Origin of the sequence: Neorhizobium petrolearium, from assembly GCF_017873175.1 — a bacterium.
GTDB classification, from domain to species: domain Bacteria; phylum Pseudomonadota; class Alphaproteobacteria; order Rhizobiales; family Rhizobiaceae; genus Neorhizobium; species Neorhizobium petrolearium.
In genome coordinates, this window is sequence record NZ_JAGGJW010000010.1 from 94,528 (window position 1) to 118,395 (window position 23,868).

The 23,868-nt window shown below is 61.6% G+C and carries 19 protein-coding genes and 1 pseudogene; 2 read left to right on the plus strand and 18 right to left on the minus strand.

What is annotated here, in order from left to right; translation table 11 throughout:
• The 10 genes from J2046_RS19510 to leuC form a co-directional block, all read right to left on the minus strand.
• Positions 1-1,431, minus strand: coding sequence for an MmgE/PrpD family protein (locus J2046_RS19510; RefSeq protein ID WP_210054702.1), 1,431 nt, complete (start codon positions 1,429-1,431; stop codon positions 1-3).
• 28 nt (positions 1,432-1,459) lie between these two features.
• Positions 1,460-2,158, minus strand: a complete 699-nt coding sequence (locus J2046_RS19515) for an ABC transporter ATP-binding protein (RefSeq protein ID WP_037144968.1) — start codon at positions 2,156-2,158, stop codon at positions 1,460-1,462.
• Positions 2,151-2,912: an ABC transporter ATP-binding protein gene (locus J2046_RS19520; protein ID WP_210054704.1), complete on the minus strand. Its 762-nt coding sequence runs from the start codon at positions 2,910-2,912 to the stop codon at positions 2,151-2,153. Before J2046_RS19520 ends, J2046_RS19515 begins: the two co-directional genes overlap by 8 nt.
• A complete protein-coding gene (locus J2046_RS19525) occupies positions 2,912-3,880 on the minus strand; it encodes a branched-chain amino acid ABC transporter permease (protein WP_210054706.1) in 969 nt (322 codons plus the stop codon). The genes J2046_RS19520 and J2046_RS19525 overlap by 1 nt, the downstream gene beginning before the upstream one ends.
• Positions 3,877-4,749: a branched-chain amino acid ABC transporter permease gene (locus J2046_RS19530; protein ID WP_210054708.1), complete on the minus strand. Its 873-nt coding sequence runs from the start codon at positions 4,747-4,749 to the stop codon at positions 3,877-3,879. Before J2046_RS19530 ends, J2046_RS19525 begins: the two co-directional genes overlap by 4 nt.
• 76 nt (positions 4,750-4,825) lie before the next feature.
• The gene (locus J2046_RS19535; protein ID WP_037144985.1) at positions 4,826-6,049 is read right to left on the minus strand and encodes an ABC transporter substrate-binding protein; all 1,224 of its coding nucleotides are present in this window, start codon (positions 6,047-6,049) and stop codon (positions 4,826-4,828) included.
• Positions 6,046-6,891 (minus strand): GntR family transcriptional regulator, encoded by an 846-nt coding sequence (locus J2046_RS19540; RefSeq protein ID WP_210054710.1) that lies wholly within the window; start codon positions 6,889-6,891, stop codon positions 6,046-6,048. The genes J2046_RS19535 and J2046_RS19540 overlap by 4 nt, the downstream gene beginning before the upstream one ends.
• A gap of 84 nt (positions 6,892-6,975) precedes the next feature.
• Positions 6,976-7,947: an oxidoreductase gene (locus J2046_RS19545; protein WP_210054712.1), complete on the minus strand. Its 972-nt coding sequence runs from the start codon at positions 7,945-7,947 to the stop codon at positions 6,976-6,978.
• 2 nt (positions 7,948-7,949) lie between these two features.
• Positions 7,950-8,585 (minus strand): 3-isopropylmalate dehydratase small subunit, encoded by a 636-nt coding sequence (gene leuD, locus J2046_RS19550; RefSeq protein ID WP_210054714.1) that lies wholly within the window; start codon positions 8,583-8,585, stop codon positions 7,950-7,952.
• Between the two features lie 13 nt (positions 8,586-8,598).
• The gene (gene leuC, locus J2046_RS19555) at positions 8,599-10,035 is read right to left on the minus strand and encodes a 3-isopropylmalate dehydratase large subunit (RefSeq protein WP_325169768.1); all 1,437 of its coding nucleotides are present in this window, start codon (positions 10,033-10,035) and stop codon (positions 8,599-8,601) included.
• Positions 10,036-10,175: 140 nt separating this feature from the next.
• Here leuC and J2046_RS19560 point away from each other — a divergent pair, with 140 nt between their 5' ends.
• Positions 10,176-11,657 (plus strand): FAD-dependent oxidoreductase, encoded by a 1,482-nt coding sequence (locus J2046_RS19560; protein WP_210054716.1) that lies wholly within the window; start codon positions 10,176-10,178, stop codon positions 11,655-11,657.
• A 367-nt stretch (positions 11,658-12,024) separates the two neighbouring features.
• Here the strand turns inward: J2046_RS19560 and J2046_RS19565 are convergent.
• The 6 genes and pseudogenes from J2046_RS19565 to J2046_RS19590 all read right to left on the minus strand — a co-directional run.
• Positions 12,025-12,477 (minus strand): annotated as a pseudogene (locus J2046_RS19565) (DDE-type integrase/transposase/recombinase); the annotation flags it as partial.
• Positions 12,478-13,003: 526 nt separating this feature from the next.
• Positions 13,004-13,780: an IclR family transcriptional regulator gene (locus J2046_RS19570; protein WP_210054718.1), complete on the minus strand. Its 777-nt coding sequence runs from the start codon at positions 13,778-13,780 to the stop codon at positions 13,004-13,006.
• Entirely contained in the window at positions 13,777-15,003 is a 1,227-nt protein-coding gene (locus J2046_RS19575) for an FAD-dependent monooxygenase (protein ID WP_210054720.1), read from the minus strand. Before J2046_RS19575 ends, J2046_RS19570 begins: the two co-directional genes overlap by 4 nt.
• A gap of 42 nt (positions 15,004-15,045) precedes the next feature.
• Complete coding sequence (locus tag J2046_RS19580; protein ID WP_210054722.1) at positions 15,046-15,804, minus strand: enoyl-CoA hydratase/isomerase family protein; 759 nt, start codon at positions 15,802-15,804, stop codon at positions 15,046-15,048.
• On the minus strand, positions 15,801-18,161 hold the full coding sequence (locus J2046_RS19585) for a xanthine dehydrogenase family protein molybdopterin-binding subunit (protein ID WP_210054724.1): 2,361 nt from the start codon (positions 18,159-18,161) through the stop codon (positions 15,801-15,803). Before J2046_RS19585 ends, J2046_RS19580 begins: the two co-directional genes overlap by 4 nt.
• 15 nt (positions 18,162-18,176) lie before the next feature.
• On the minus strand, positions 18,177-19,721 hold the full coding sequence (locus J2046_RS19590; protein ID WP_210054725.1) for a UbiD family decarboxylase: 1,545 nt from the start codon (positions 19,719-19,721) through the stop codon (positions 18,177-18,179).
• A gap of 95 nt (positions 19,722-19,816) precedes the next feature.
• Between J2046_RS19590 and J2046_RS19595 the strand changes: the two genes are divergently transcribed.
• Positions 19,817-20,605: an IclR family transcriptional regulator gene (locus J2046_RS19595; RefSeq protein WP_210054727.1), complete on the plus strand. Its 789-nt coding sequence runs from the start codon at positions 19,817-19,819 to the stop codon at positions 20,603-20,605.
• A 104-nt stretch (positions 20,606-20,709) separates the two neighbouring features.
• On the opposite strand, the gene J2046_RS19600 is transcribed toward J2046_RS19595, so the two are convergent.
• Together J2046_RS19600 and J2046_RS19605 are read right to left on the minus strand one after the other, a co-directional pair.
• Positions 20,710-22,734 carry a tripartite tricarboxylate transporter permease gene (locus J2046_RS19600; RefSeq protein ID WP_210054729.1) on the minus strand — a complete coding sequence of 675 codons (2,025 nt, stop codon included), beginning with the start codon at positions 22,732-22,734 and terminating at the stop codon, positions 20,710-20,712.
• A 91-nt stretch (positions 22,735-22,825) separates the two neighbouring features.
• The gene (locus J2046_RS19605) at positions 22,826-23,845 is read right to left on the minus strand and encodes a Bug family tripartite tricarboxylate transporter substrate binding protein (protein ID WP_210054731.1); all 1,020 of its coding nucleotides are present in this window, start codon (positions 23,843-23,845) and stop codon (positions 22,826-22,828) included.
• Positions 23,846-23,868 lie beyond the last annotated feature (23 nt).

Below are 23,868 nucleotides of genomic sequence, written 5' to 3' on the forward strand. Positions count from 1 at the left end.
TCAGGCTTCCTTGATCGCAGGCTGGGCAAGCAGGCTGTTGAGGCCTGTCAGGTCCGGCGCCGTTTCGATCGTTTCAATGGCATTCAGAATGCGATCGGCATGGGCCTTGCCCCAGACCGGTACGGCAAGCTCGAAGAACTTCGCGCGGACCTCATCCGGGGTGTAGGGATCGACCGCATCGCCGCGATTGGTCATGGTCTCCGCAGCCAGCACGCGGCCGTCGGTGAGGCGGATGGTCAGGTGCGCCGGGCGTTTGTCCGGCAGCATGGCGGTGTATTCCAGTTTTTCGCGGACCGAGACCTTGCGGGCCAGCGCGCGGATCGTCTCGTTGTCGACAGAGGCTTGGCGGAAAGCCGGCACGGAGGCTTCGCCGTTGATGATCGTCGTGGCGATCGCGAACGGCAGCGAGAACTTTGCCGCCAGCATGTTGGAGGGTTCGAGACTGTCTAGCTGTGCCGCGTAGGCATAGGTCTCGACCTCGATCGAAGCGATGTCTTCAGGCGCGATCCTGCCGTGGGCCGTGATCAGCGACCGGACGACATCGAGCGAACCATGGGTAAAGCGGCAGGCGGCGTGGCGCTTGAAATAGTTGCGCTGGATCTCGTAACGACTACCGAGTTCATCCGCCATCATTTCCGGCTTGAAACCCTCGGCGAGAATGCCGCTATAAACGGTGCAGACAGAGTCGATCTCACCCTTGAAGCCGGAAGCGACCATATCCCAGGCCATCATGCCGTTGCGGTTGGAAAAACCGCAGAAGCTGTTGCGCACGGTAGCGCCTTCCAACATTGCGCGCAGGCTGGCGCCGACGCTGAGTGTCGCGGAAACATTGACCGTCTCGATCAGAGCTTCCTCGTCGGCTCCGTCAAGCAGCGCGGTCGCAAAAGCCGCGCCGATCGTTCCCCATGTTCCATGCGGATGAACGGTGGGGCGCAGGCGGCAGGCAGCCCCCGCCCGCGCGCCCACTTCGTAACCGAGGATGAAGGCGGTCATGAAATCCCTGCCGCTCTTGCCACCGGCAAGCGCGGTCGACAATGCCGCCGGCAGAACGTGTATGCCGGGATGGCCGCGTGCGAACGAGTTGCCTTCATCCAGCTCCAGTGCGGTGCCGGCTGTACCGTTGATGAAAGCCGCATCGTCGCCGCGCAGCGAAATGCCGGCACCGACAGCCGCTACGTCGCCGCGACCGCGTTTGGCGAGGCGTCCTGCGAGTTTCAGCAGTTCCGGCTCCTGCATGCCGGATGCCATGGCGCCGATGCAATCGAGCAGAACAAGTTTTGTCTGGGCGACCAGTTCCGGCTGGAGCTTGTCGAAGCCCAGCGTCACGCCGAAACGGCCCCATCGAGTCAGCCAGTCAGGCCGGGGTTCGGCCAGAAGCACGGATGCGGGAACGATGCCCGGGGTAATGATGTTTCGGGTAACGATGGTCATGATCGTGTCCTCCTCATTCTAACCCGGGCTAAAGCCCGAGATAGGCCCGCTTCAGTTCCGGATTGGCGGAAATTTCCGCCGCCGTGCCGGACATTGTGATCGTGCCGTTCTCGACGATGTAGGCGCGTGAGGCGATCTCCAGCGACTGAACGACGTTCTGCTCCACCAGCATGACCGGCAGGCCGTCCTGGTTCAGCCGGCGCACGAGGTTGAACATCTCCTCGACCAGCAGTGGCGAAAGGCCGAGCGAGGGTTCGTCGAGGATCAGAAGTTTCGGTTCGGCCATCATGCCGCGACCGATTGCCAGCATCTGCTGCTCGCCTCCGGAAAGCGTGCCGGCTGCCTGGCCCGTGCGCTCCTTGAGGCGCGGGAAGGTGGCGAAGACGTTTTCCAGATTGCGGGTGCGGTTCTTCTTGCCGCGGCGATAGCTGCCGAGCTCGATATTTTCGAGCACGGTCATGTTTGGGAAGATCTTGCGGCCTTCCGGCACATGGATCAGGCCCGCATCAACTGCAGCCGTCGACGAGCCACTGAGGGGGACACCGTCGAAGACAATGCGTCCTGCCGTTACCGGCAGGACGCCAGACAGCGCCTTGTTCAGCGTCGTCTTGCCGACGCCGTTGGCACCTAGGACCGCAACGATCTCACCTTTGCTGACGGAAATGTCGATGCCGCGCAGCACCTCGACGGCGCCATAGCCGGCGCGAAGGCCTTTGACTTCAAGCATTTGGGCCTCCCGTATTCTCTGCGCTCTGGCGTGCAATCCGCTCTGCGGAACCCTTGCCAAGGTAGGCCTCGATCACGGCTTGGTCGTTGCAGACCACCGTCGGCGTGCCCTCCGCGATCATCTTGCCCTGGGCCAGCACGTAGACATGTTCGCACAGGTTCATCACCGCCTGCATCACGTGTTCGATCATCAGGATGGTGACACCGCTATTACGGATCGTGCGGATGACCGGGATGATGTCGCGGATTTCCGAAGGGTTGAGACCCGCGAGCACTTCATCAAGCAGCAGGATCTTCGGTTCGGTGGCGAGCGCACGCGCCAACTCCAGCCGCTTACGACCGGCTACCGTCAGGCTCGCGGCGGATTTTTCCAGGTCCTTTTCGAGGCCGACCTGGCGGGCGACTTCACGGGCTTTTTCGACGGCATCGGAAGGCTTTGCATGCCGAAGATAAGCGCCAACAGTGATGTTTTCATGCACGTTGAGACCCGCAAAGGGCTGCACGATCTGGAATGTGCGGGCAATACCGGAGATGGCGCGCCTGTGGGGCTGCTCGGTGGTGATGTCCTTGCCGTAAAGCGAGATCGCGCCTTCCGTCGGCTTCAGGAAGCCGGCGATGATGGCAAACAGGGTGGTCTTGCCGGCGCCGTTCGGGCCGATCAGACCGGTGATCGAGCCTTCTCTGACGTCCAGCGAGGCATTGTTGACGGCGATGAGGCCGCCGAAACGCATGGTGGCGTTCTCAACCTTAAGCATCACGCACCTTCCTTCGAGGAAAAGCGGTCGGCCAGTTTCTTGAGAAGGCCGAGGATACCGCTGGAGGCAAAGGCAATCACGACGATCAGCACGATGGCGAAGACGATCAGGTCTATGCCGGGTACGCGGCCCGCAAAGCTCTTGGTGATTTCGCCAAGGCCGTGCAGCGTGAAGGCGCCAATCAGAGGCCCAAGCACCATCCCGCGGCCGCCGACCATCGGTGCAAGCAACGCCTCGATCGAAATCCAGATACCGAAGGCGATACCGGCGTCGATATAAAGAAAATATTGGACGTAGAGCACGCCGGCCGCCGCCGTCATGGCGCCGGAAAGGCTGATGGCCTTCAGTTTGACGGTCAGCACATCGACGCCGAGCGCCTTGGCCGCGTCCTCGTTCTCGCGTACGGCGACGAGATGTGCGCCGAAGCGGGAATTGACGATCTTCTGTGTGATGACGAGACTGGCGAACACGAAGGCGAGCGCCAGCAGCATGAAGGTCGGGCGGCTGGAGAACTGCATGTTGGCGAAGCCCGGATCGAGCTTCAGCAGCAGGCCGGCCGCTCCACCCGTCAGTTCCGAGGCATTGGCGAGCACGCGCAGCAGTTCTGCGAATGCGAGCGTCACCAGTGCGAAATATGATCCGCGAAGGCCTGCACGGAAACTAAGGAAACCGACGATCAGGCCAGCCAGCGCGCCGGCGGCAATCGCTGCGACCAGCGAGAGCCAGGCATTCACGCCGAGATGAGTCTGGAGCATCGAGGCGGTATAAGCGCCGATGCCAAAGAACATCGAATGACCGAAGGAGGTCTGTCCGCCGATGCCGCCGAGCAGGTTCCAGCCCTGCGCGGCAAGCGCGATAATCAGTACCAGAACGGTGAAGTTGAAGAACGAATTCGACGAGATCACCAGCGGGGTTGCCGCGATAAGCAGGGTGACCAGGATGATGGGAAGATAACCGCGTCCGATCATGCTTTGGCTCCGAACAGGCCGGTCGGACGCAGGAGCAGGACCAGAATGAAGATGATGAAGATGCCGATCTGACCGAGGCTTTCCCCGAGCAGCAAGCCGCTCAGACTCTCCACCATGCCGATGATCAGGCCGCCGGCCATGGCGCCTGGAATGGAGCCCATGCCGCCGAGTACCACGACGGTGAAGGCGATGTTGACGAAAGCGCCGCCGATGCGCGGATTAACGTAGAAGGTCGGCATCAGCAGGCTTGCCGCAACGGCGAGCGCCGCGCAGCCCAATCCGAAGGTGATGGCGTAGATATGCCCTACATTGATGCCGACGAGATTGGCGCCGAGCTTTTCACGCGCCACGGCGCGGATTGCCTTGCCGGTGTCCGTGCGGCTCATCAGCAGCCAGAACAGGATTGCCACCACCAGCGAACCGGCTGCACCGACGAGGCGGGCACTCGACAGTAGAAACGGGCCGGCCTCGACGATCGCAAACGAGAAATCCGAGGGGATCGAGCGGGTATCCGAGCCAAATCCGGCCAGCAACGCGTTTTCGATCAGGATGGAAATGCCAAGCGTGATGAGCAGGATATTGCCATCGTCACCATGCGCTGCCGGGCCGATAACGAAGCGCTGCACCACATAACCAAGAACGAAGAATGCAGGCGTGACGATCGGGATCGTCCAGTATGTATCGATTCCGAAAGCGGCATTCAGGCCCCAGACGGCGAACATGGCAGCCGCGAGCGTTGCTCCATGCGCAAAATTGATGATGTGAAGCACACCGTAGACCAGTGTCAGACCAAGGGCGACCAGCGCATAGATCGCGCCGGTCAAAAGCCCGTTGATCATCGCTTCGATGATGATGGTAGGAGAAAACATGCTCTATCCCGCGTCATTCGGCCGGCAATCGCCCGCGCCCGCGTAACGGCAGGCCCGGGCATCGACTGGATGGCGATCAGCCGTTGGCCGGGAACTTCGGCTTGGCGTTCGCGAAGGTTTCCGGGAAGACGACCTTGATGTCACCGCCCTGAACCTGGGTCGAAACCGGAGCTGCGCCCATGTTCTGGCCGTTTTCGAACTTGGTTGCGCCGTAAGGCATCAGGTGGCCGGCAAAGGTCGAGGTGCCGAGTGCCTCGATGATCTTCTTGCGGTCGCCCGAAGCGGCACGCTCGATCGCATCGGCAAGGAGGCCGACGCATGAATAGTTGAGCGGGACGTTGTAGTTGTAGATCTTGCCGGCGGCTTCCACACGCTTCTGCAGTGCGACGGCCTTTTCGTTGCGCGGGTCGTGCCAGTGGTTGCAGTCCATGACGTTTTCGGCTGCTTCCGGGAACTCCTTGACGAAGCGGCGGTTGGAGGCCGCGCCGTTCAGCACGCTGTAGACTCCCTTCGGGCGAACGCGCTGCTGTTGCATGGTGCGGGCCAGAAGCACGGTCTCACCATAATAGGTGCTCGGGATGACGAGATCGGGGTTGAGCGAACGCAGGCGCAGGACGACGTTGGAAAGATCGCGCGAAGGGGTCGGAACAGCGATCAGTTCGAGGATTTCGAAACCGTATTTCGGCAGTTCGGCAGCCATCAGCTTGGCGAGACCCGAGCCGAACAGGCCGTCTTCGTGCACGAGGGCGACGGTCTTGGCTGCCTTGCCGGAAGCCTCGTTGATCTTGACGAGGTTCTGGATCGCGGCGCCCGTGCAAAGCGAGAAGCCCGGTGCGAAGCGGAACGTGTTCTTCAGGCCGCGCTGGATGATCTGATCGGTCACGCCGACATCGACGATATAGGGCAGGTCGTAGCGAGCAGCAGCCTGCGAACCGGCAAGGCAGATCGGGCTGGCGAAACCGCCGATTATCGCCGAAACGCCGGCTTCCTGCATGCGCTCGACTTCCTGCGTGCCGGCTTCCGGCGTGGAGCGCGCATCACCGAAGACCATTTCGATCTTGGCGCCGCCGAGCGACTTGATACCGCCGGCCTTGTTGATGTCCTCGATGGCGAGTTCGGCGCCCATGCGGCCGTATTCACCATCCTGAGCCAATGCACCGGTGACCGGCTGCAGAATGCCGACCTTTATCGGTGAGGGTTCGGCACCACGGACGATTGCCGGGGCTGCCATGGTTGCGAGGGCGGCTGCGCCACCCTTCAGGGCTGTTCTGCGGTTCAATGTCGTATCGATAAATTTCATGGTTTTGTTCTCCTCTGAGGGGGCGGCCGCTTCGTGCGGGTATTCTTCTTGTTTTCGTTGTTCTGTTCCGATGCGCGCACGGCATCGGCAGGTGTCCAGCGCCGGGCGCCATCGGCTCCGGTGCGTTCGAGATCCATATGGAAAGAGTAGCGATCCGGCCGGTAGAGCGCCTGAAGGTGCTCGATGCCGCGGCCGGAAGGCTCGAAGACGACACGCGTCATCGACAGAAGTGCCGCGCCGATATCGAGGTCAAGCGCGCCGGCCGCTTCCGGCCCGGCCAGCGTCGCGCCGATCACCTGTGTCGCCCGCTCGGCGACGAGGCCGGAGCGTTCCAGCAGTTCCAGCAGTGGCGTCGAGGCGAGATCGGCTTCCGAATAGGACATGCCGATCCGCTCCGGCACGTGGGTGACGAGATAGGAAAACGGCTGGCCATCGATGAGGCGGACACGAACGGACCGCTGCAGCCGTTCGCCGGGATCGAGCCGTAGCTCTTCCGCCATAGCCGGCGTCGCGTTGACATAGGCAAACGAAATCAGCCGTACGCCCGTCTTGCGGCCCATTTCGACGAGGTGGGTTAGCACGTTCGAGAAGTCTGCGACGACCGGCATGCTGGTCTTGCCCCCGCTGACGAAGGTGCCGGACCCTGGCCGCCGTTCGATCATGCCGTCGCTGGCGAGCTTGTCGAGCGCGCGCCGCACGGTGACGCGTGAAACACCATGTTCCTGCGCCAGCGCCGGCTCGCTCGGCAGGCGCTCGTCGAGCGCCACTTCTCCGCGCAGGATTTGTTCCCGCAGCAAGAGGTAGAGTCGTCTCGCCTTCAGAGGTTCCATGGTCGAAGACATTGTAGCGTTCCCGATTGTCTTTTTTATAAGACATTTAGTTGTCTTATTGAGAATACAGATTTGATGCCGTGTCAATCGTCTTCATTAAAGAATGCGGCTGAGATCCGGATATATTAGTAGGGGCCGGCCGATCGCGACGAAATCGGCCTTGCCGGTCGACAGGATGGCCTCGACGTCGGCTAGGTTGTTGATGCCTCCCACAGCGATCACCGGAATGGAAAGAGCGCTGCGGATGATCTCGGCGCAGGCGAGGGATTCGACCAGTGGCATTGTCTGCGCAGCCGGTGGCACAAGGCCGCCGGCGGAAACATGCACGGCATCGAGCCCGTGGCCGGCAAGGTAAGACAGCGCCCGTGCCGCCATCTCGGGCGTCAGGCCACTGTCTGCATTGTCGCTGGCGCTGATGCGCATGGTGACGACCGGTTGCGGCCCGAGTTCGTCCCGGACGGCACGGATGATGCGGGCAGGCAGTACAGCGCGGCGGTCTTCATCTCCGCCGTATTCGTCGTCACGGCGATTGCTGAGCGGCGACAGGAACTGGTGTAGAAGATAGCCGTGTGCGGCATGCAACTCGACACCTGCAAAGCCGCTGTCGATGGCTCGACGTGCGGCGATGCGAAAGTCGGCGATCAGCTTTTCGATGTCGGCTTCCGTCATCGCCTGCGGCATGCCGTAGCGCTCGTCATAGGCGACCGCGCTCGGTGCCAGCAGCGGCCCGCCGCCATAGGGCCGGGACTTGCGACCGCCATGGCTGAGTTGCACCAGCGCCGAGGCGCCCTCCGCCTTTACCGCCGCTGCGATCCTTGAAAGAGCAAGCGCGTGGGCTTCGGAGAAAATGCCGATATCGTCGCCCATCAGCCGGCCCTCCGGCGAAATCGCCGTCGATTCCAGGATGACCAGGCCGACACCGCCGCGGGCGCGGCGCGCATAATGGTTGACGTGATAACCGGTCGCGAAGCCTTCCGCCGTGCCTTCGTACCGCTGCATCGGCGGCATGACGATGCGATTTGCCAATGTCAGGGAACCGATGCGACCGGGCGAGAAGGCGAGCGTCACGATCAGGCCTCCGGTTTCGCGGTGGTCGGCCGGTTCGGCTGCATCCAGGGTCGCCTCTCGCGGTCCGCGGCGGCAAAGGCGGCGATTGCTTCGGAATGGCTGCGGGTCAGGTCGATATCGTCCCAGCCGTTCAGGAGCTTGGTGCGCCAGACCGGATCGACGGTAAAAGGCACGACGAGATTGGCACAACGGATCGTCAGCGCTTCGAGATCGACGGTCGCCGTGTCGGCACCATCCTGCAGGCCGGCCAGCAGCGCCTCGCAATCCTCTTCGCTGATCACCGCTGGCAGAAGACCGTTATTGACCGCGTTGGAGGCGAAGATGTCACCGTAGGACGGGGCGATGACGCAGCTGACCCCATAATCCACCAGCGCATAAACGGCAGCTTCGCGGGAGGAACCGCTGCCAAAATTGCGGCGGCTGACTAGGATCTGCGCTCCTTGACGAATGGTATCGTTGAGCGGGCAATCGGTCTTCGGCTCGCCGTTCTCGTCGAAACGCAGGTCATAGAGCAGGAAGCCGCCATAGCCATCGGCGCGCGAGCGTTTCATGAAACGGGCCGGGATCAACTGGTCGGTATCGACATTCGATTGGGGCAGGGGGCAGGCGATGGCATCCAGAGTCTTGAACGGCTTCATGGCGCTCCCCCCCTCAGTTTCCGGCCGAAACCGGTTCGCGCATCAACTGGCGCATGTCTGTCAGGTGACCGGTGACTGCGGCAGCCGCGACCATGGCCGGTGACATGAGGTGCGTGCGCGAGCCCGGCCCCTGCCGGCCGCGGAAATTGCGGTTGGTGGTGGAGGCGCAGCGTTCGCCCGGCGGCACGAGATCGCCATTCATGCCCACGCACATGGAACAGCCCGCATCAACCCATTCCAGGCCGGCGTCGCGGATAATGCGGTCCAATCCTTCTTCTTCGGCTTGCTTCTTCACCAGCATCGAACCCGGCGAAACAAGGCCCGGTACCTTGGCTTTGCGGCCGGCGAGAATTGCGGCGGCTGCGCGGATATCCTCGATGCGGCTGTTGGTGCAGGAGCCGATGAAAACCCGGTCGATACGAATATCAGTGAGGCTCTGGCCGGGCCTGATGTCCATGTAATCCAGCGCATCGCGAACCTGAGCGGCGCGGGCAGGATCGGCAATCTGTTCCGGGTCCGGCACGGTTGCGGTAATAGGCGATGCATCTTCCGGCGTGATGCCCCAAGTGACGACGGGGGCGATCTCGGTGGCATCAAACAGGACTTCGCGGTCGAAAACGGCATCCGGATCGCTGGCCAACGCCAGCCAATCCTTCGCAGCGGCCTCGAAAGCCTCGCCCTGTGGTGCAAATGGCCGGCCGCGAAGATAGTCGACGGTCGTCTGGTCGGGGGCGACCATACCGCAACGGCCACCGGCCTCGATGGAAAGATTGCAGAGCGTCAATCGGCCTTCCATGGAAAGACCACGGATCGCCGAGCCAGCATATTCGATCGCATGACCGGCCGCGCCGTCCGCGCCGATCTTGGCGATGATCGACAGTGCGATATCCTTGGCCGTGACACCCGGCGCCAACGTGCCATCGACGGTCACGCGCATCCGCTTCGGCTTCTTCTGCCAGAGTGTTTGTGTCATCAGCACATGCGCGACTTCCGAAGCGCCGATGCCGAAGGCGATGGCCCCGAAAGCGCCGTGGGTAGCGGTGTGGCTATCGCCGCAGACCATGGTGAGGCCTGGCAAGGTAAGCCCCTGTTCCGGGCCGACAACATGCACGATGCCCTGTCCGGGGTCGTCGAGATCGAAGAGGCGCAACCCATGGCGTTCGCTATTGCCGCGCAGCTGCTCGATCATGCCCCGGATAGCCGGATCGATCTTGCTTAGATCCCGAGTGCGGGTTGGGACATAATGGTCCTCGATGCCGAAGGTCAGGTCCGGACGAGTGACCTCCGCATCACGGTCCTTCAGCTTGTTGAACGCGTGGAACGAGCCTTCATGCAGGAAGTGCCGGTCGATCCACAGAAGACATTGGCCGTCCTCGCGCCTGACGACCACATGCGCGTCGAAAACCTTGTCGAAAAGCGTTTTGCCGCCTCCAGCATCGATGCCTGGCACGATGCCCTCCTTCCGTTCCCTTTTTCCAAATCTAGGCACGGGCGATCGCGAAAATCAAATGTTGTTTTAAAAATAATACAGATTATTGTCCTCCAAAAATGACAGATAGCTGTCTGCAATGCGGGAACGGAGAGACGAGAATGGCCAAGGTGACGCGGATAGAGAGCCGGGAGTTCGATTATTCCGTGCCGGTAGTGATCATCGGCGGAGGTGCGGCTGGCATGGTGGCCGCGCTTGCCGCGCATGAAGCAGGTGCCGAGGTTCTGGTCCTCGAACGCGATCCTCTGCCGCGCGGTTCTACCGCCCTTTCCGCTGGCCTGGTGCCGGCCGCTGCGACCCGATGGCAGGCCGAAGCTGGCATCTCCGACGATGCAGACAGTTTTGCGCGCGACGTGATGAAGAAGGCGCATGACGAACCGGATGCCGAGATTGTCGATCTTGTCACCCGCACGACAGGGCCGGCGCTGGAATGGCTAGCGGATACATACGGGCTGAAATTCTCGGTCGTTGCGGATTTCTCCTATCCTGGTCATTCGGCGCGGCGCATGCATGGTTTGCCAACGCGTTCCGGCGAGGAACTGATCGATGCGCTACGCGAAGCCGTCGAGAATGCAGGGATTCCGGTTCTCTGTAACGCTCATGTCACGGAGCTTTTCGCCGATAAGGAGAGCAGGGTGTTTGGCCTGCATTTCGAGCGTCCGGGCGGCAGTTCCGAAGAGGTCGGCTGCGACACCCTCGTGCTTGCGTGCAACGGTTATGGCGGCAACAAGGAGCTGGTGGCAAAGCACATCAAGCCACTGGCCGATGCACTGTATTTCGGGCATCCCGGCAATCAGGGTGATGCGTTGATCTGGGGGGAAGCGCTTGGCGCAAAGAGCCGGCATCTGAATGGCCATCAGGGCCACGGTTCGGTCGCACATCCCGCCGGCTTCCTGATCTCTTGGGCAACTATCACCGAAGGCGGTTTTCAGGTGAATGTCGAGGGCGAGCGCTTCAGCAACGAGGCGAAGGGCTATTCGGAACAGGCAGCCGAGGTGCTGCGCCAGCCCGAACAGATCGCCTGGTCGGTGTTCGACAGTCGTATCGCAGGGATCACCCGACAGTTCGAGGATTTTCGCCGCGCGGAAGGCATGGGCGCTGTCCTGACGGCGGATACCATTCCGGCGCTTGCTACTCTGATGAACGTGCCGGCCGACGTGTTTGTGGCGAACTTCGAAAATGTTCGGTCCTACGCGAGAGGCCGCGCCTCGGACCCCTTCGGCCGTTCCTTCAGAGATATGCCGGAACTCCAGCCTCCCTATTGCGCCGTGAAGGTTACCGGGGCCCTATTCCATACGCAAGGTGGCCTCGTCGTCGATACGTCTGCGCGCGTTATCGGTGAAAGTGGCAGGCCGATGCCCAATCTTTATGCCGCAGGCGGCGCTGCTTGCGGCGTTTCGGGCAATGAGGCGTCCGGTTATCTGTCCGGAAACGGACTGTTGACGGCGATCGGACTTGGCCTCATCGCTGGCCGGCAAGCCGCTGCCGCCGTTACGAGCGGATTAATCGCCGAACAGCAGTCACTCTCATCCGCGACTGACCGTTCGACCTTGACCGAGGGCCACACAAGCGAAAGGCTGTAAGTGTGATTCAGGCAAGCGTTATGTCACCATTACCGACCGGCGATGAGATATAGCGCCGGTACACATTTTACACCCAACCAAGTCTCATAAATCGGCGTTATTCCCCAAAGCCCGTCCTATCAAGCACTTAACCCCTCTGGTAAGGCGTCGCTGGTTCGATTCCCTTCAAGACCTTTATCTTTTTCAACCTGACCGAGGCGCCTGCTATTGCGATCTGGGCAAGTGTATCTGAAACAGTCGATGTGAATATTTCCGAACTGACCTGAGACCCAATATCCCCCCAGTTTTCGGGAGAATCTTTGGTTTCCAATCTGGCCTTATGCGGCCTGTTTTTCCATTGCCATTTCATTGCAAATTCGCTGGGGATGTAATCCTCCTTCCATGCGGTGATGGCAGGGCGGGCCTGAACCAGTGACGAGAACAGCGTCTCGTTGAGGCACGCGTCGCGGAAGCTGCCGTTGAAGCTTTCGACGAAGCCGTTTTGCATCGGCTTGCCGGGGGCGATGTAGTGCCATTCGACACGAGTCTGCTGGCACCACCTAAGTATTGCCATCGAGGTCATCTCGGTACCGTTGTCCGAGACAATCGTCTTAGGCTTTCTCCGTCTGGCGACAAGGCTATCCAACTCGCGGACAAGCCGAGTGCCCGACAGGGATGTGTCGGTGACCAGGCATAGGCATTCGCGGGTGAAGTCGTCAACGACCGCCAGCACACGGAAGCGGCGACCGTCTGCGACGGCATCGCTGACGAAGTCCAGGCTCCAGCGCTCATTGGGACGCGTGGGCAGAGCCAGAGGACGCCCCGTCCCCAAGGCCCGCTTGTCGCTCTACCCACGCTACTCACCTATCAGGCCATCAAACACTTCCAACATCGCATCACTGATGGTCTTGCCGAGCGCGGCTGCAGTGTTCGCCAGCGTCTCCTGAATAATGTTGATCGATTGGGAGAAATTGCCGGCATGTCGTCGACATGACCAGGTTCATCCCGAAAAAGTATTTTGCGCCGCAAGATCTCGGCCGTTCGCATGGAGACGGTCGCCAACGCTATCCTTGAGGAGAAAACAACAGATCCTTGCCATGGTTTCGAGCCTCTTCAAGCTCGTCATTGACGGCAACGAGTTTGAAGCCGGGCAGGGGATCTTGTCTTCTTCCTGCTGGGTCGCGCCTCGCCGCGATTGGCACCGGATCCGAATGACGCGTCTACCATCAGACTTTCGGTCCGGCGCGCCGATCAGTTGCCGGATGAATCGGTTCAGCTGTTTCGAAAGTCGGCGATTTAATTAAGTTCGGGCGAAGGTCTCGGGCCTGCTAGTATCATTGCTTGAAACGCCGCCCAGGATCAAACATCTAGGTAGACGATCCAAGTGTTCGGGAGAGGTCCCTGGTCGTATCGAGCACCAGCTCTGCCGCTCTGCTCTCCAGCGAAAGATCGGTGCGGCCGTTCATGCCGAGAATGGTGATTGCCGCAACCAGATGTTCCTCGTGATCGAAGATGCCGGCTGAAACGGAGCAGAAAGCGAGGTCGAACGCCCGTTCGGACACCGCCACCCCGTCGCGTCGCGTCCGGGTGACAATCTCCTCAATCGCCGCAAGATCCGGATCTCTTCCCGTTTCCTGCCGGATGATACCGGTCAATTGATGCAGCGGGAGATAGCTTAAAAAGATTGCGCCCGTGCCCGACGACATGAGTGGTAACACATGCCCCAGCTTCATCGTCACCAGAAGCTGCGAATCCCAGTCGAACTTGCGCACGATGGTCGGGCCAAGATTGCCGAGCACCGAGAGATAGACCGGCAACTGCACCTGATCCTGCAGTATCTGCATCTTTTCTGGTGCAAGCGAGAGGACATCTGCCTGGGAAATGGCAGAAAGTCCTAGCATGGCCGCGCCGGGGCCGAGCCCGTAGCATAGCGTATCGGGATTCTGGACGACGATCCCCATGCGCGCCAAGCTGACGAGGTAGGGATAGGCTTTCCAGGATGGCATGTCCGCCGCCGCCGCGACAGCCTTCAGCGTCTGCCCCCGGCCACCCTGTTCCAGCGCCTGAACCAACCGGTACCCGACCGTGATGGTCTGCACGAACCCCTGTTCGCGATCGGTCTCAGCGCTGTCTTCTACATTCATGAAATCTCCGCGACAGATTTTTCGTTCAAGGGAACGGAGCTCGCATCATATTCGAATAGCCAGTTATAACGTGCATTAACACGATCGCCCCGCCATTCGCGCGTTACATAAGCTTCCGCTGTTTCCTTATTCGCCATTTCGGGATTATGGAAGCGCCGTCCGTTTTCGAGCGAGCCGGTGACCACCCGCGAGGTGCGCTCCAGGCGGAGCGCCTCGTAACGCAAGAGCGCCGTTTCGTAATCCGGCCAGAAGGCATCTAGGCAACGGGCAAGCACCACGCCGTCCTCGATCGCCATGCCGGCACCCTGCGCCAGGAAAGGCAGCGTCGGATGGCAGGCATCGCCAAGCAGCGTCGTCCGGCCCTCGGACCAGGCTTGCATCGGCGCGCGGCCGATCAGCGCCCACTTGTAGGGCACTTCGATATTCTCAATCATCGTATGCACGTCTTCGTGCCAGCCCTCGAAGTCCGCGTGGCATTCCGCATGACTGCCTGCCGCCGTCCAGGATTCCACCGTCCAGTCGCCGCGCTCTACGACGCCGACGAAATTCATCAGCTCGCCGCGGCGAACCATATACTGGATCACATGCCGGTTCGGCCCGACCCAATTGGTGCCGACCTGCCGCAGCAGATGTTCCGGCAGTTTCTTCGTGGGGATGATGCCGCGCCAGACCATTAGGCCGGTATATTCAGGCTTGGCCGCACCGAAGATTTTTCCGCGAACGGCGGAATGGACGCCGTCCGCGCCGATGAGGAGATCACCGGAAAAGCGCCGGCCGTCAGCATTGACCACATGCACGCCCCTGTCGTCCTCAGTGAAGTCGATGATCCGCGACGACAGGCGGATGGCGCCCGGCGCCCGCTTGTTCACCGCATCCACCAGCATCTGGTGCAGATCGGCGCGATGAACCATGTAATAGGGGGCGCCGAATCGGTCAACGGATTCCTGCGCGAGATCGAAGAGAGTCCAGACGCGGCCGGTGCTCCACAGGCGGATTTCCTTGCCCTGCGGCTCCCAGGAGATGTCGGCAAGTTCGCGCCCAAGACCTACATCGATGATCAGCCGGGTGGAATTGGCCGCAAGCTGCAGGCCCGCACCGATTTCCTTCAGTTCCGGCGCCTGTTCATGGATTTCGACCTCGAAACCGCGTTCTATCAGCGCAAGCGCCGCAATGAGGCCCCCGATGCCGGCGCCGCCGATGATCACCTTTGCCCGATCCGCCATGAAATCCTACTCCCCTGTAAATTCGATGTTCTTGGATGCCGATCAGGCCGATTGGCCAAAGCGGGCCGAGACCGCCGTCGCAATACTGTCCGCCGCATAGGCCCGCCTTGCGGCAAAGCTCATTTCCGGCGAAAGATTGAGGAACGCCTTCACGGCAGAAAGCGTGACCGCCGAATTGGCGGAAAGCTTATGCCGGTAGAAGGCGATCCGCGCATCAAGTTCGCCGGCGGCACAGGTTTCCGAAACGAGGCCGAGCTTTTCGGCCGCCGTAGCGGAAAACGCCTCGCGCGATAGGACGAGGCGAGCGAGCGCCGCGCGGCCGATCCGATCGGCAAGCCCGGTCATGACGAGAAGCGGCGGAATATCCCGCTCCAGCTCAGGCACGACGAATTTCGCCGTCTCGTCGGCAATCACGATATCCGCCAACCCCGCCAGCGCGCAGCCGACGCCGAAGGCGCGGCCGGAAACCGCCGCGATGACCGGCACAGGCACGGACCGCAACGCCTCGTAAAAATCCAGCACCGGATCGGCGACGCGCTCGCGGATCGTGCGCGCCGTCGGCTTGGTCGACGGGTCGGGCATGGGCGAGGTGCGGCCGGCGCAGAAATCCGCTCCGTTGCCGCGGATCAGCACGAATTTCGTGCCCTCCGGCAGGTCGGAGATGGCCGCCAGAAAGGTCGAGGTCATCGCAAAGGTCAGCAGATTGGCCTCGGCCGGATTGCCAATGACGATTTCGAGGCAGCCGTCAGGGGCCAGGGTGCTCGACACATTTCCGGTGGCTGTGCTGGATACGGAGCTCATCGCGAACTCTCCCGTTTGGATTGGACGGCGGACCAGATGCGTGCCGGCGTCGCCGGCATGTCGATATGTTCGATGCCGAAATCCGAAAGCGCATCGACGACGGCGTTGATCGTCGTGGCAAGCGACGGCGTGATGCCACTTTCGCCGCCGCCCTTCACGCGCAGCGGATTGCCGCTTGTCGGGTCCTCGACCAGCGCGACAGAGAAGCTCGGATACTGATCCGAGTGCGGCATGGCGTAATCCAGGAAGGTCGCGGAAATCAGCTGCCCGCTTGCCTTGTCGTGGATCACCTGCTCGACCAGCGCCTGGCCGGTGCCCTGCACGATGCCGCCATGCACCTGCCCGTCGAGGATCAGCGGATTGATCGGCTGGCCGGCGTCATCGATCGAGGTGTAGCGCAAGATCCGAGCGGCAAAGGTCTCCATGTCGATTTCGAGTTCGCAGACCGCGGCGCCCGTCGGATAGGCCGGCATGCGGCCCGTGAAACTTGCCGTCGAGGCAAGCACGGTGCCCACCTCTTCGGCAATTTCCGCCACCTCGAAGATCGTCAGCGCCTCGTTGCTGTCGCTGACCCGCCAGAGCCCATCCTTCTCGAAAACGTTGTCCACCGTCGTCTGGTGATAGTCGGCGACGATCTGCTTGATCTGCGCCACGAGCTTCTTCGAATTCTCGACAAGCAGCATACCGCCGAGCCGCATGGAACGGTCGGAATGAGACCCGCCGCCGGATTGCACGATCCGCGTATCACCGGAAATCAGCCGTACCTGTTGCGGCTCCACATGCAGGAGGTCCGCCACCACTTGGGCGAAGGTCGTCTCGTGCCCCTGGCCGGTCGATTGCGTACCAGTAACCACGTCGATGCGCCGCTCCCGTGGCCTCACCGACATGTCAATCCGCTCATGTGGGATGCCGACCGGCGATTCCACATAGTTGGAAAAACCGATGCCACGCCACTTGCCACGCGAGCGGGATTCCGCGCGGCGCGCCTCGAAACCTTGCCAGTCGGCGGCTTCCAACGCCCTGTCCATGTTGGCGGCAAAATCGCCGCTGTCATAGGTCAGGCCCATGGCGGAGGTATAGGGCAGTTGATCCTTACGGACGAGGTTGCGGCGGCGGATTTCCAGCCGGTGGATACCGAGCCTGAAGGCGGCGATATCTATCAGCCGTTCGATCGCAAAATGTGCTTCCGGCCGGCCGGCGCCGCGGAAAGGCGCGGTCGGCACGGTATTGGTCATCGCGCCACGGATCTCAACCGAGGCAAAGGGCACGTCATAGACCGTTGTCAGCACGCGATAGCTGTTCGCCATCGGCACGTAGGCGACTGTGTAGGCGCCGACATTGCCGGTCATTTCCACTGCGTAACCGGTGATTCGCCCGTCTTTCGTAAACCCCATCCGCACGTGATGCACCATGTCGCGCGCCTGATAGTCGGACATGAAAGATTCGGTGCGGGTGCTCGTCCAGCGCACCGGCCGGCCGAGCTGCTTTGCCGCGATCGCCAGCATTGGTTGTTCCGGCGAAAGATTGGTGCGAGGGCCGAAACCGCCGCCTGTATCCGGGCAGATAACCTCAATCTCATCCTTGGTAATACCGAGACATGCGGCCATCGTGTCACGATGACGGATGGCACCCTGGCTGCCGGCGATCATGTGATATCGGCCGGTCTTCGCATCGTAGCGCACCATGGCCGAACGCGGCTCCATCTGCGCATTGGCAATGCGCTGATTGACAAAGATCTTTTCGATGACCAGCGCCGAGCCCTCAAGCGCCGCCTTCGTCTTCTCCTTATCGCCGAATGTCGCCCGAACGGCCAAATTCCCTGGGATCTCCGGTTCCAGCAGGTGGGCGCCCGGCTCAAGGGCTTCCCGTGCATCGATGACGAAGGGAAGCTCCTCGTATTCGATCATCACCAGTTCAGACGCATCCTGGGCGATGGCCGCACTTTCGGCGACCACCATGACCACCGGCTCACCGACATAGCGCACGCGGTCGAGCGGCAGCGGAAGCTGGTGGATATCGAAGGAAATGTTGTCCGGGTTGTGCCGGAAGGCACGCTTCGTGTGGTCGCGCGCATCGGCCGGGTCGGCGAGATGGTTGATCGGCTTGCCGCCCGCCGCGACATAGTCCTCGCCGGTGAAGACGCCCAGAACACCTGGATATTCCAACGCCGCCGACGGATCGATCGAGACGATCTTCGCCGACGGATAGGGACTGCGCAGGAACACCGCATGGCACTCGTTTTCGAGCCGGAAATCATCCGTGTAGCGCCCGTTGCCGGTGACCAGCCGCCGGTCCTCGAACCGCGGCATCGGTCGGCCGATGAAAGGGCGTCTGCTGGCGGGCGGTTCCATCGACATGCCTTTACACCCCGCTCAACCGGCAGCCTTGGCGTCAAGTGTCCAGGCGCCATCCCTGGTCCGGCTCAGCCGCCCCGCGGCCCGGAAATCGTCGAAGGCTTCGAGAATTTCGCGACCGTCACGCGAACCGGTGGCGGTCATCAGCGCGTTGAAGGTTTTCGGGCCATCGAGGAGCGCCGCTTCCAGCGAAGCGAAACGCGGGCCTTCGAGAGCCGGCGGGCTCGGGATGCGGCCTTCGATGGAACGGGCCACCTCGATCGGCATGGTGCAATCGAAACCCGCTTTCGAACCCAGATGGGCCCCGGCCAGCGAGGGATCGAGCGGCAGGGCGCGATAACCGGAACCGACGATCAGATCGCGATCCGCCTGGAAGCGCGTCGCAAAGGCCCAATCGGTCTGCTGGTCGGAGAAGATGTCGATATCCGGATCGAAGACGAAGATGTGCTTGACGTTGGCGAGCGAACCGAAAGCGGCGGCGATCGCATTGCGTGCCTCGCCCGGCACGCGCTGGCGCATGGAGATGCGCACGTTGAACATGCCGCCGGAGGATGTGGTCGCATAGACGCAGAGCGGCTCGCGGATGGCATTCTGCAGAGCCCGCCAGACGGTCACTTCGGTGCGCAACGCAATGAGCTGCGCCGCATCGGTGATCGCAAGCTGGCGGCCGGCAATGGTCGAGGTCTGGAAGACCGGCTTGGCGCGGTGGGTGATGGCGGTCAGGTGGAAGACCGGGTTCATCTTCACGCCGCCGTAGTAACCGAGGAATTCGCCATATGGCCCTTCCGGTTCCACATGACCCTCGGCACTCAGATAACCTTCCAGGATGAATTCCGCGTCCGCCGGCACCATGAGGTCGTTGGTGACGCATTTCACGAGCGGCAGCGCCTCGTCGCGCAGCGTGGCAATGAGGCCGACTTCATCGACCGGAATGCGCATGGTCGCGGCCACCTGATCGATCGGATGCGATCCGACCACGAAGGCAATCGGCAGCGGCTTGCCCTGCTGCGCCTCATACTCGTAGATCGCCTTGAGGTCACTCGGCGCCACGAGATCGACGCCGGCATCATGGCGCCCGCGCAGCATCAGCCGGCGCATGCCGACATTGGTCAACCCCGTGCGCGCATCCTTCACGACATCGACAGCGGCGGAGATATAAAGCGAGCCATCCATCTCATGCTGCAGATGCACCGGAAGCTTGGTGAAATCGGCGTCCTTGCCGAGCTTCACAACTTCCTGCACCGGCGCTTCATCGCGGGAAACTTGCCTGAAGGTGGGCGTTTTGCTAAGCCGGCGAAGGACTTCCGCGAGAAGGTTCGGCACGGTCGTATCGAAAGCGATCGCCAGCCGTTCGCGGGTCGCGGCGACATTTCCGACCAGAGGAATGCCCTCATTGCAGACGTCGTTGAACAGCACCGCCCTGGAATTGCCGTCGAGCCGGTGCGCGACGTCGAGAAGCTCGGTGCGGCCGTCCTCCACCTCAAGCTCGCCGGCCGCCTTCAGGCGATCCAGAAAAGCCTGCAGCGCGAAATTGCTATCACCCTTTTTGAGACCGCTCGACATTCAATCCTCCACTCGACCTTCGGCGATATTTGAAATTAATGAACTTTGTTGTACTATTCTGAAGAATTGGACGTCGTCAATGTCAAAGGCTGGTCATGAGTGAATTGAAGAAAAAGGAAACGGACGACCGCCGCGGCATCCAATCCGTGGAAGTGGGCTTTTCCCTGATCCAGGTCCTGGCCCAGGCGCCCGCCAAGATGCCGCTGAAGACGCTGGCGGCGGCGGCGGACATGATTCCCAGCAAGGCGCACCTTTATCTCGTGAGCTTCACGCGGCTCGGTCTGGTGGTCCAGGACCCGGTGACGGCCCGTTACGGGCTTGGCCCCGCGGCGATCCGGCTTGGCATCGCGGCGATCAACCAGCTCGATGTAGTTGAAGTCTCCCGGCGCCATCTGGAACGTTTCCTCGAAATCTACGGCATTTCGGTTAGTCTGGCGGTCTGGTCCAATCGCGGCCCAACAATCATATACCGGGTCGACGGCCGCCTGCCTGTACCTGCCTCGGTGCGTGTCGGCCACGTGCTTCCGGTGCTGCAGACGGCGACTGGCCGCATCTTCATGGCCTATCTGCCGGAAAAGGAATGGAAGAGCATCGCCTCTTCCGAAGCCAGCCTGTCGCCGGACTTTCTCGAATGGACGAGCAAGACGCTGAACGCGGTCCGCAGTCAGCAGATCGCGGTGACGAACGGCCAGCTTCATACGGGCTTCTTCGGCGTTTCCGCGCCGATCTTCGACAACGAGAACCGCATCTGCGCCGCGGTTTCCGCCCATGGTCTCAGCGAAGCGATCGATCTTAGCCCCGAGGGTCCGATCGCCTCTGGCATCCGCGCAGCGGCCCGGGAGATCAGCACCGAACTCGGAGCTGCGGTCTTGGAAACTGCCTGAGCGGCGGATGCGCATAGAGAGCTCACTGAATAGAATTCACTATCGGCAAAATGCCGGCGTCATACGGGAGAGAGCCACGGTCCATCAGGCCGTGGCTTTCTTTTTCAAAGGATTCGGGTGGCTGAACGGAGCCGGGGCATGAGATCGCCGATCACCGATTGCGGCCAATGGACGTGCACGATGTGCTGGAACAGCATGTACATGAAAATCGCATAACCGATGGAGACGGGCAGAATGAGCCCCCAGCGCTCCTTGCCGACCAGTCGCATGAAGGCGATCTGGAAGACGAGGACGGCCGGCAGCAATCCGATCAGCGCGATCCCCGCCAATAGCCCTGTGCACCACATCACATAGGTCCGCGTCCGGCGACAGAAACCCGGCGCACTCGTCTCGCCGCCATGCGCCATGCCACCGTTCCCGGCAGCCTGCACCGCGCCGCCCCTCAACTCCATGAAGAGCTGCAACGCGCAGCAGATGGCGCCCGTCCAGCAGATGATCTGCGGAATGAGCTGCGAGCGAACCGGCCAGCTCGTGGAACCGATCAGCGCCGCCACGAAGACGAGGAGCGCCAAAATGGTGAAGAGGTTCTTCGCCTTCGGCATGCTGAAGGAGACCGCCGCCCGCTCGCTCCGGTTCGCCATCGCCGTCTTTATCGCCGACCAGCCCGCCCAGAGAATGCCGGCCACGGATACGGTAATCACGATTAGCACGAAGGGACGGAAGATCCAGCCGATGCCATAACGCTCGAACGAGATGAACATGTAGTTCTCGATCAGCGCGCCGAGCACGAAGCCGAGGATAAGCGGTGGACGCGGCCAGCCGGAACGCTTCATCACCCAGCCGATCACGCCGAAGACCGCGAGCGTATAGAAGTCACCCCACTCCTGATTGCTCTGATAGGCGCCGATGAAGATGATGGACAGGATGAGCGGAATGATGATGCCGACCCGCACCATGGCGAGCTTGGCGAACTGGTTGGCGAAGAGGAAGCAGAGCGCCGTACCGATGACGTTGGCAAGCGCGATGGTCCAGACCAGCGAATAGGTGATATCGAGCCGCGTCGACAGCATTTCCGGTCCGGGCGTGATGTTGTGGACCAGAAAGGCGCCGAGGATCAGCGCCATCGGCGGTCCGCCCGGCACACCGAAAGCGATGGTCGGCACCATGTGGCCGCCGTCCTTGGCGCTGTTGGCACTTTCGGCGGCGATGATGCCGCGCACGTCGCCATTGCCGAAGTCGGCGTTCTTCACCGTGCGCTTGGCATGCGCATAGGCGATCCAGTCGATGACGGCGGCACCTATGCCGGGCACGGACGACAGGGAAACGCCGATCAAGCTGCTGCGGATCAGCAGCCATTTGTTGCGAAGAACCTGCTTGGCGCCCTCGATCTGCGAAAAGCGCGTCGCCTTGGTGCCTTCCTGGGCGATCTGTTTTGCGCCGCTCGCAAAGAGATCGGCCAATTCCGGCAGCGCGAAAAGGCCAAGCGCCACGAGCACCACTTCGATACCGTCCCAGAGATAAAGATTGCCGAAGGTCCAGCGCATGACGCCGGTATTGGCATCCATGCCAATGGTCGAGATCAGGATGCCGAGCGCTGCTGCCGCAAGGCCCTTGAGCAGCATGCCGCTGCTCAGCACCGCGACAAGCGAAAGGCCTAGCACGCAGATAGCGAGAAGCTCCGGCGTTCCGACCGCCAGCACCAGCGGCCGCATGATCGGAATGCTGACCGCAAGGCACAGCGCACCGATGACGCCGCCCGACATGGAGGAAAAGAAGGAGGCGCCCAGCGCCTCGCCGGCCTTGCCCTGCTTGGCCAGCGGATGGCCGTCAAGAATAGTCGCCGCCGCACCAACCGTGCCGGGCACGCCGATCAGGACGGACGGAATGGAGTCGGAACAGGATGTCGCCGCAAGCAGCCCGAGCATGATCGCAATGGCCGCGAACGGATCCATCGTGAACGTGAACGGAAGGAGCAGTGAAAGACCCAGAATGCCACCAAGCCCCGGGATGACGCCCAGGAACAAGCCGAACAGCACGCCAATCACCAGAAAGACGAACCGGGCCGGGTCGAAGACCACCAGAAGCGCGTGCCCGGCCGCGCCCAGAGTGCTGAAATCCGCTGCTTCCACAACCTGCCTCCCCTGTGGCACGCGATCGGCCGGAGGCGCGATTAGATTGCGCCTTCGTCAGTTTGGATCGAACGATGAGAACCGGCGTCGGTTACTCCGCGCCGATCGCCTCGCGGACGATGGCGACGACCGCCGGATCGTAGTTCACGGTATTGGCCGCGAGCTTTTCGAGGTCTTCATGCTCCACCGCATGCGGGTCGATATCCCGTTCGCCGGCGAGCTTGATGAATTCCGGGTCCTTAGTGACGGCGAGAAGCGCCTCGCGCAGTGCCTTGACGCGCTCTTCCGGAACGCCCGGAGGCGCCACGAAAACGCGGCCGAGTGCATTGGACAGCCCGTAGAACTCAAAAACCGGGCGCTTGTCCTTGGGCGCGATATCGATCAGCGTCGGAACGTTCGGCAGGTCGGCCTCGGGCAACAGTCCCGACTGTACGAGAACTTTGAAGGAGCCTTCCTTCAACCATTGTGGCTGACTTGACTTCAGGCCGCTCCAGTTCGCCGCCATGCCGTCCACTTCGCCGCGTTCGACCGCGAGCTCGATATTGCCGGCGCCCTGATAACCCGTCACGACGCCAAACTGCGTGCCGATGAACTTGTTCATCAGCTTCGGCACGATCGAGGTATTCGACGTAAGCCCCGTGGAGCCAAGTACGGCTTTCTTTTCCACAATCTGCTTCCAGTCGGTGAAACCGGACTTGGCGCTGACGCCGACGACGATCGGCTCCTGCTGTACGCTGAGCAGAAAGTTGAACTTATTCACGTCATAGGCGACGCCATCAACCTTGAAGACCTGATTGAGGGCAAGCGTCGGCAGCGTGATGCCGATCACCGAACCGTCCTTCGGGGCCTTGGCGTAGAGATAGTTGGCCGCCGTCAGACCGCCGGCACCCGCCATGGCCTGCACGATGATGTTCGGATTTCCGGGCAGGTATTTCTTCAGATATGGCTCGATGGTGCGGGCCAGAATATTGTAGGGACCGGCAGCGCCGCCGGCCGTAATCAGCGTGAGGGTATTGCTCGAATAGAATTCCTTGACGTCTTCCGCCTTAGCGCTTCCGGTGGCCATCCCGCCCACGAGAAGCGCCGCCGCGAATGCAGCGATTTTCCTCATCCGTTTGTCCTCTCTCCCAGTAC

What these genes read in the sequence shown, in the direction of transcription:
- J2046_RS19510 (WP_210054702.1), bottom strand. Translation starts at nt 1,431, where the DNA reads ATGACCATCGTTACCCGAAACATCATTACCCCGGGCATCGTTCCCGCA.
- J2046_RS19515 (WP_037144968.1), bottom strand. Translation starts at nt 2,158, where the DNA reads ATGCTTGAAGTCAAAGGCCTTCGCGCCGGCTATGGCGCCGTCGAGGTG.
- J2046_RS19520 (WP_210054704.1), bottom strand. Translation starts at nt 2,912, where the DNA reads ATGCTTAAGGTTGAGAACGCCACCATGCGTTTCGGCGGCCTCATCGCC.
- J2046_RS19525 (WP_210054706.1), bottom strand. Translation starts at nt 3,880, where the DNA reads ATGATCGGACGCGGTTATCTTCCCATCATCCTGGTCACCCTGCTTATC.
- J2046_RS19530 (WP_210054708.1), bottom strand. Translation starts at nt 4,749, where the DNA reads ATGTTTTCTCCTACCATCATCATCGAAGCGATGATCAACGGGCTTTTG.
- J2046_RS19535 (WP_037144985.1), bottom strand. Translation starts at nt 6,049, where the DNA reads ATGAAATTTATCGATACGACATTGAACCGCAGAACAGCCCTGAAGGGT.
- J2046_RS19540 (WP_210054710.1), bottom strand. Translation starts at nt 6,891, where the DNA reads ATGTCTTCGACCATGGAACCTCTGAAGGCGAGACGACTCTACCTCTTG.
- leuD (WP_210054714.1), bottom strand. Translation starts at nt 8,585, where the DNA reads ATGAAGCCGTTCAAGACTCTGGATGCCATCGCCTGCCCCCTGCCCCAA.
- J2046_RS19560 (WP_210054716.1), top strand. Translation starts at nt 10,176, where the DNA reads ATGGCCAAGGTGACGCGGATAGAGAGCCGGGAGTTCGATTATTCCGTG.
- J2046_RS19570 (WP_210054718.1), bottom strand. Translation starts at nt 13,780, where the DNA reads ATGAATGTAGAAGACAGCGCTGAGACCGATCGCGAACAGGGGTTCGTG.
- J2046_RS19575 (WP_210054720.1), bottom strand. Translation starts at nt 15,003, where the DNA reads ATGGCGGATCGGGCAAAGGTGATCATCGGCGGCGCCGGCATCGGGGGC.
- J2046_RS19580 (WP_210054722.1), bottom strand. Translation starts at nt 15,804, where the DNA reads ATGAGCTCCGTATCCAGCACAGCCACCGGAAATGTGTCGAGCACCCTG.
- J2046_RS19585 (WP_210054724.1), bottom strand. Translation starts at nt 18,161, where the DNA reads ATGTCGATGGAACCGCCCGCCAGCAGACGCCCTTTCATCGGCCGACCG.
- J2046_RS19590 (WP_210054725.1), bottom strand. Translation starts at nt 19,721, where the DNA reads ATGTCGAGCGGTCTCAAAAAGGGTGATAGCAATTTCGCGCTGCAGGCT.
- J2046_RS19595 (WP_210054727.1), top strand. Translation starts at nt 19,817, where the DNA reads ATGAGTGAATTGAAGAAAAAGGAAACGGACGACCGCCGCGGCATCCAA.
- J2046_RS19605 (WP_210054731.1), bottom strand. Translation starts at nt 23,845, where the DNA reads ATGAGGAAAATCGCTGCATTCGCGGCGGCGCTTCTCGTGGGCGGGATG.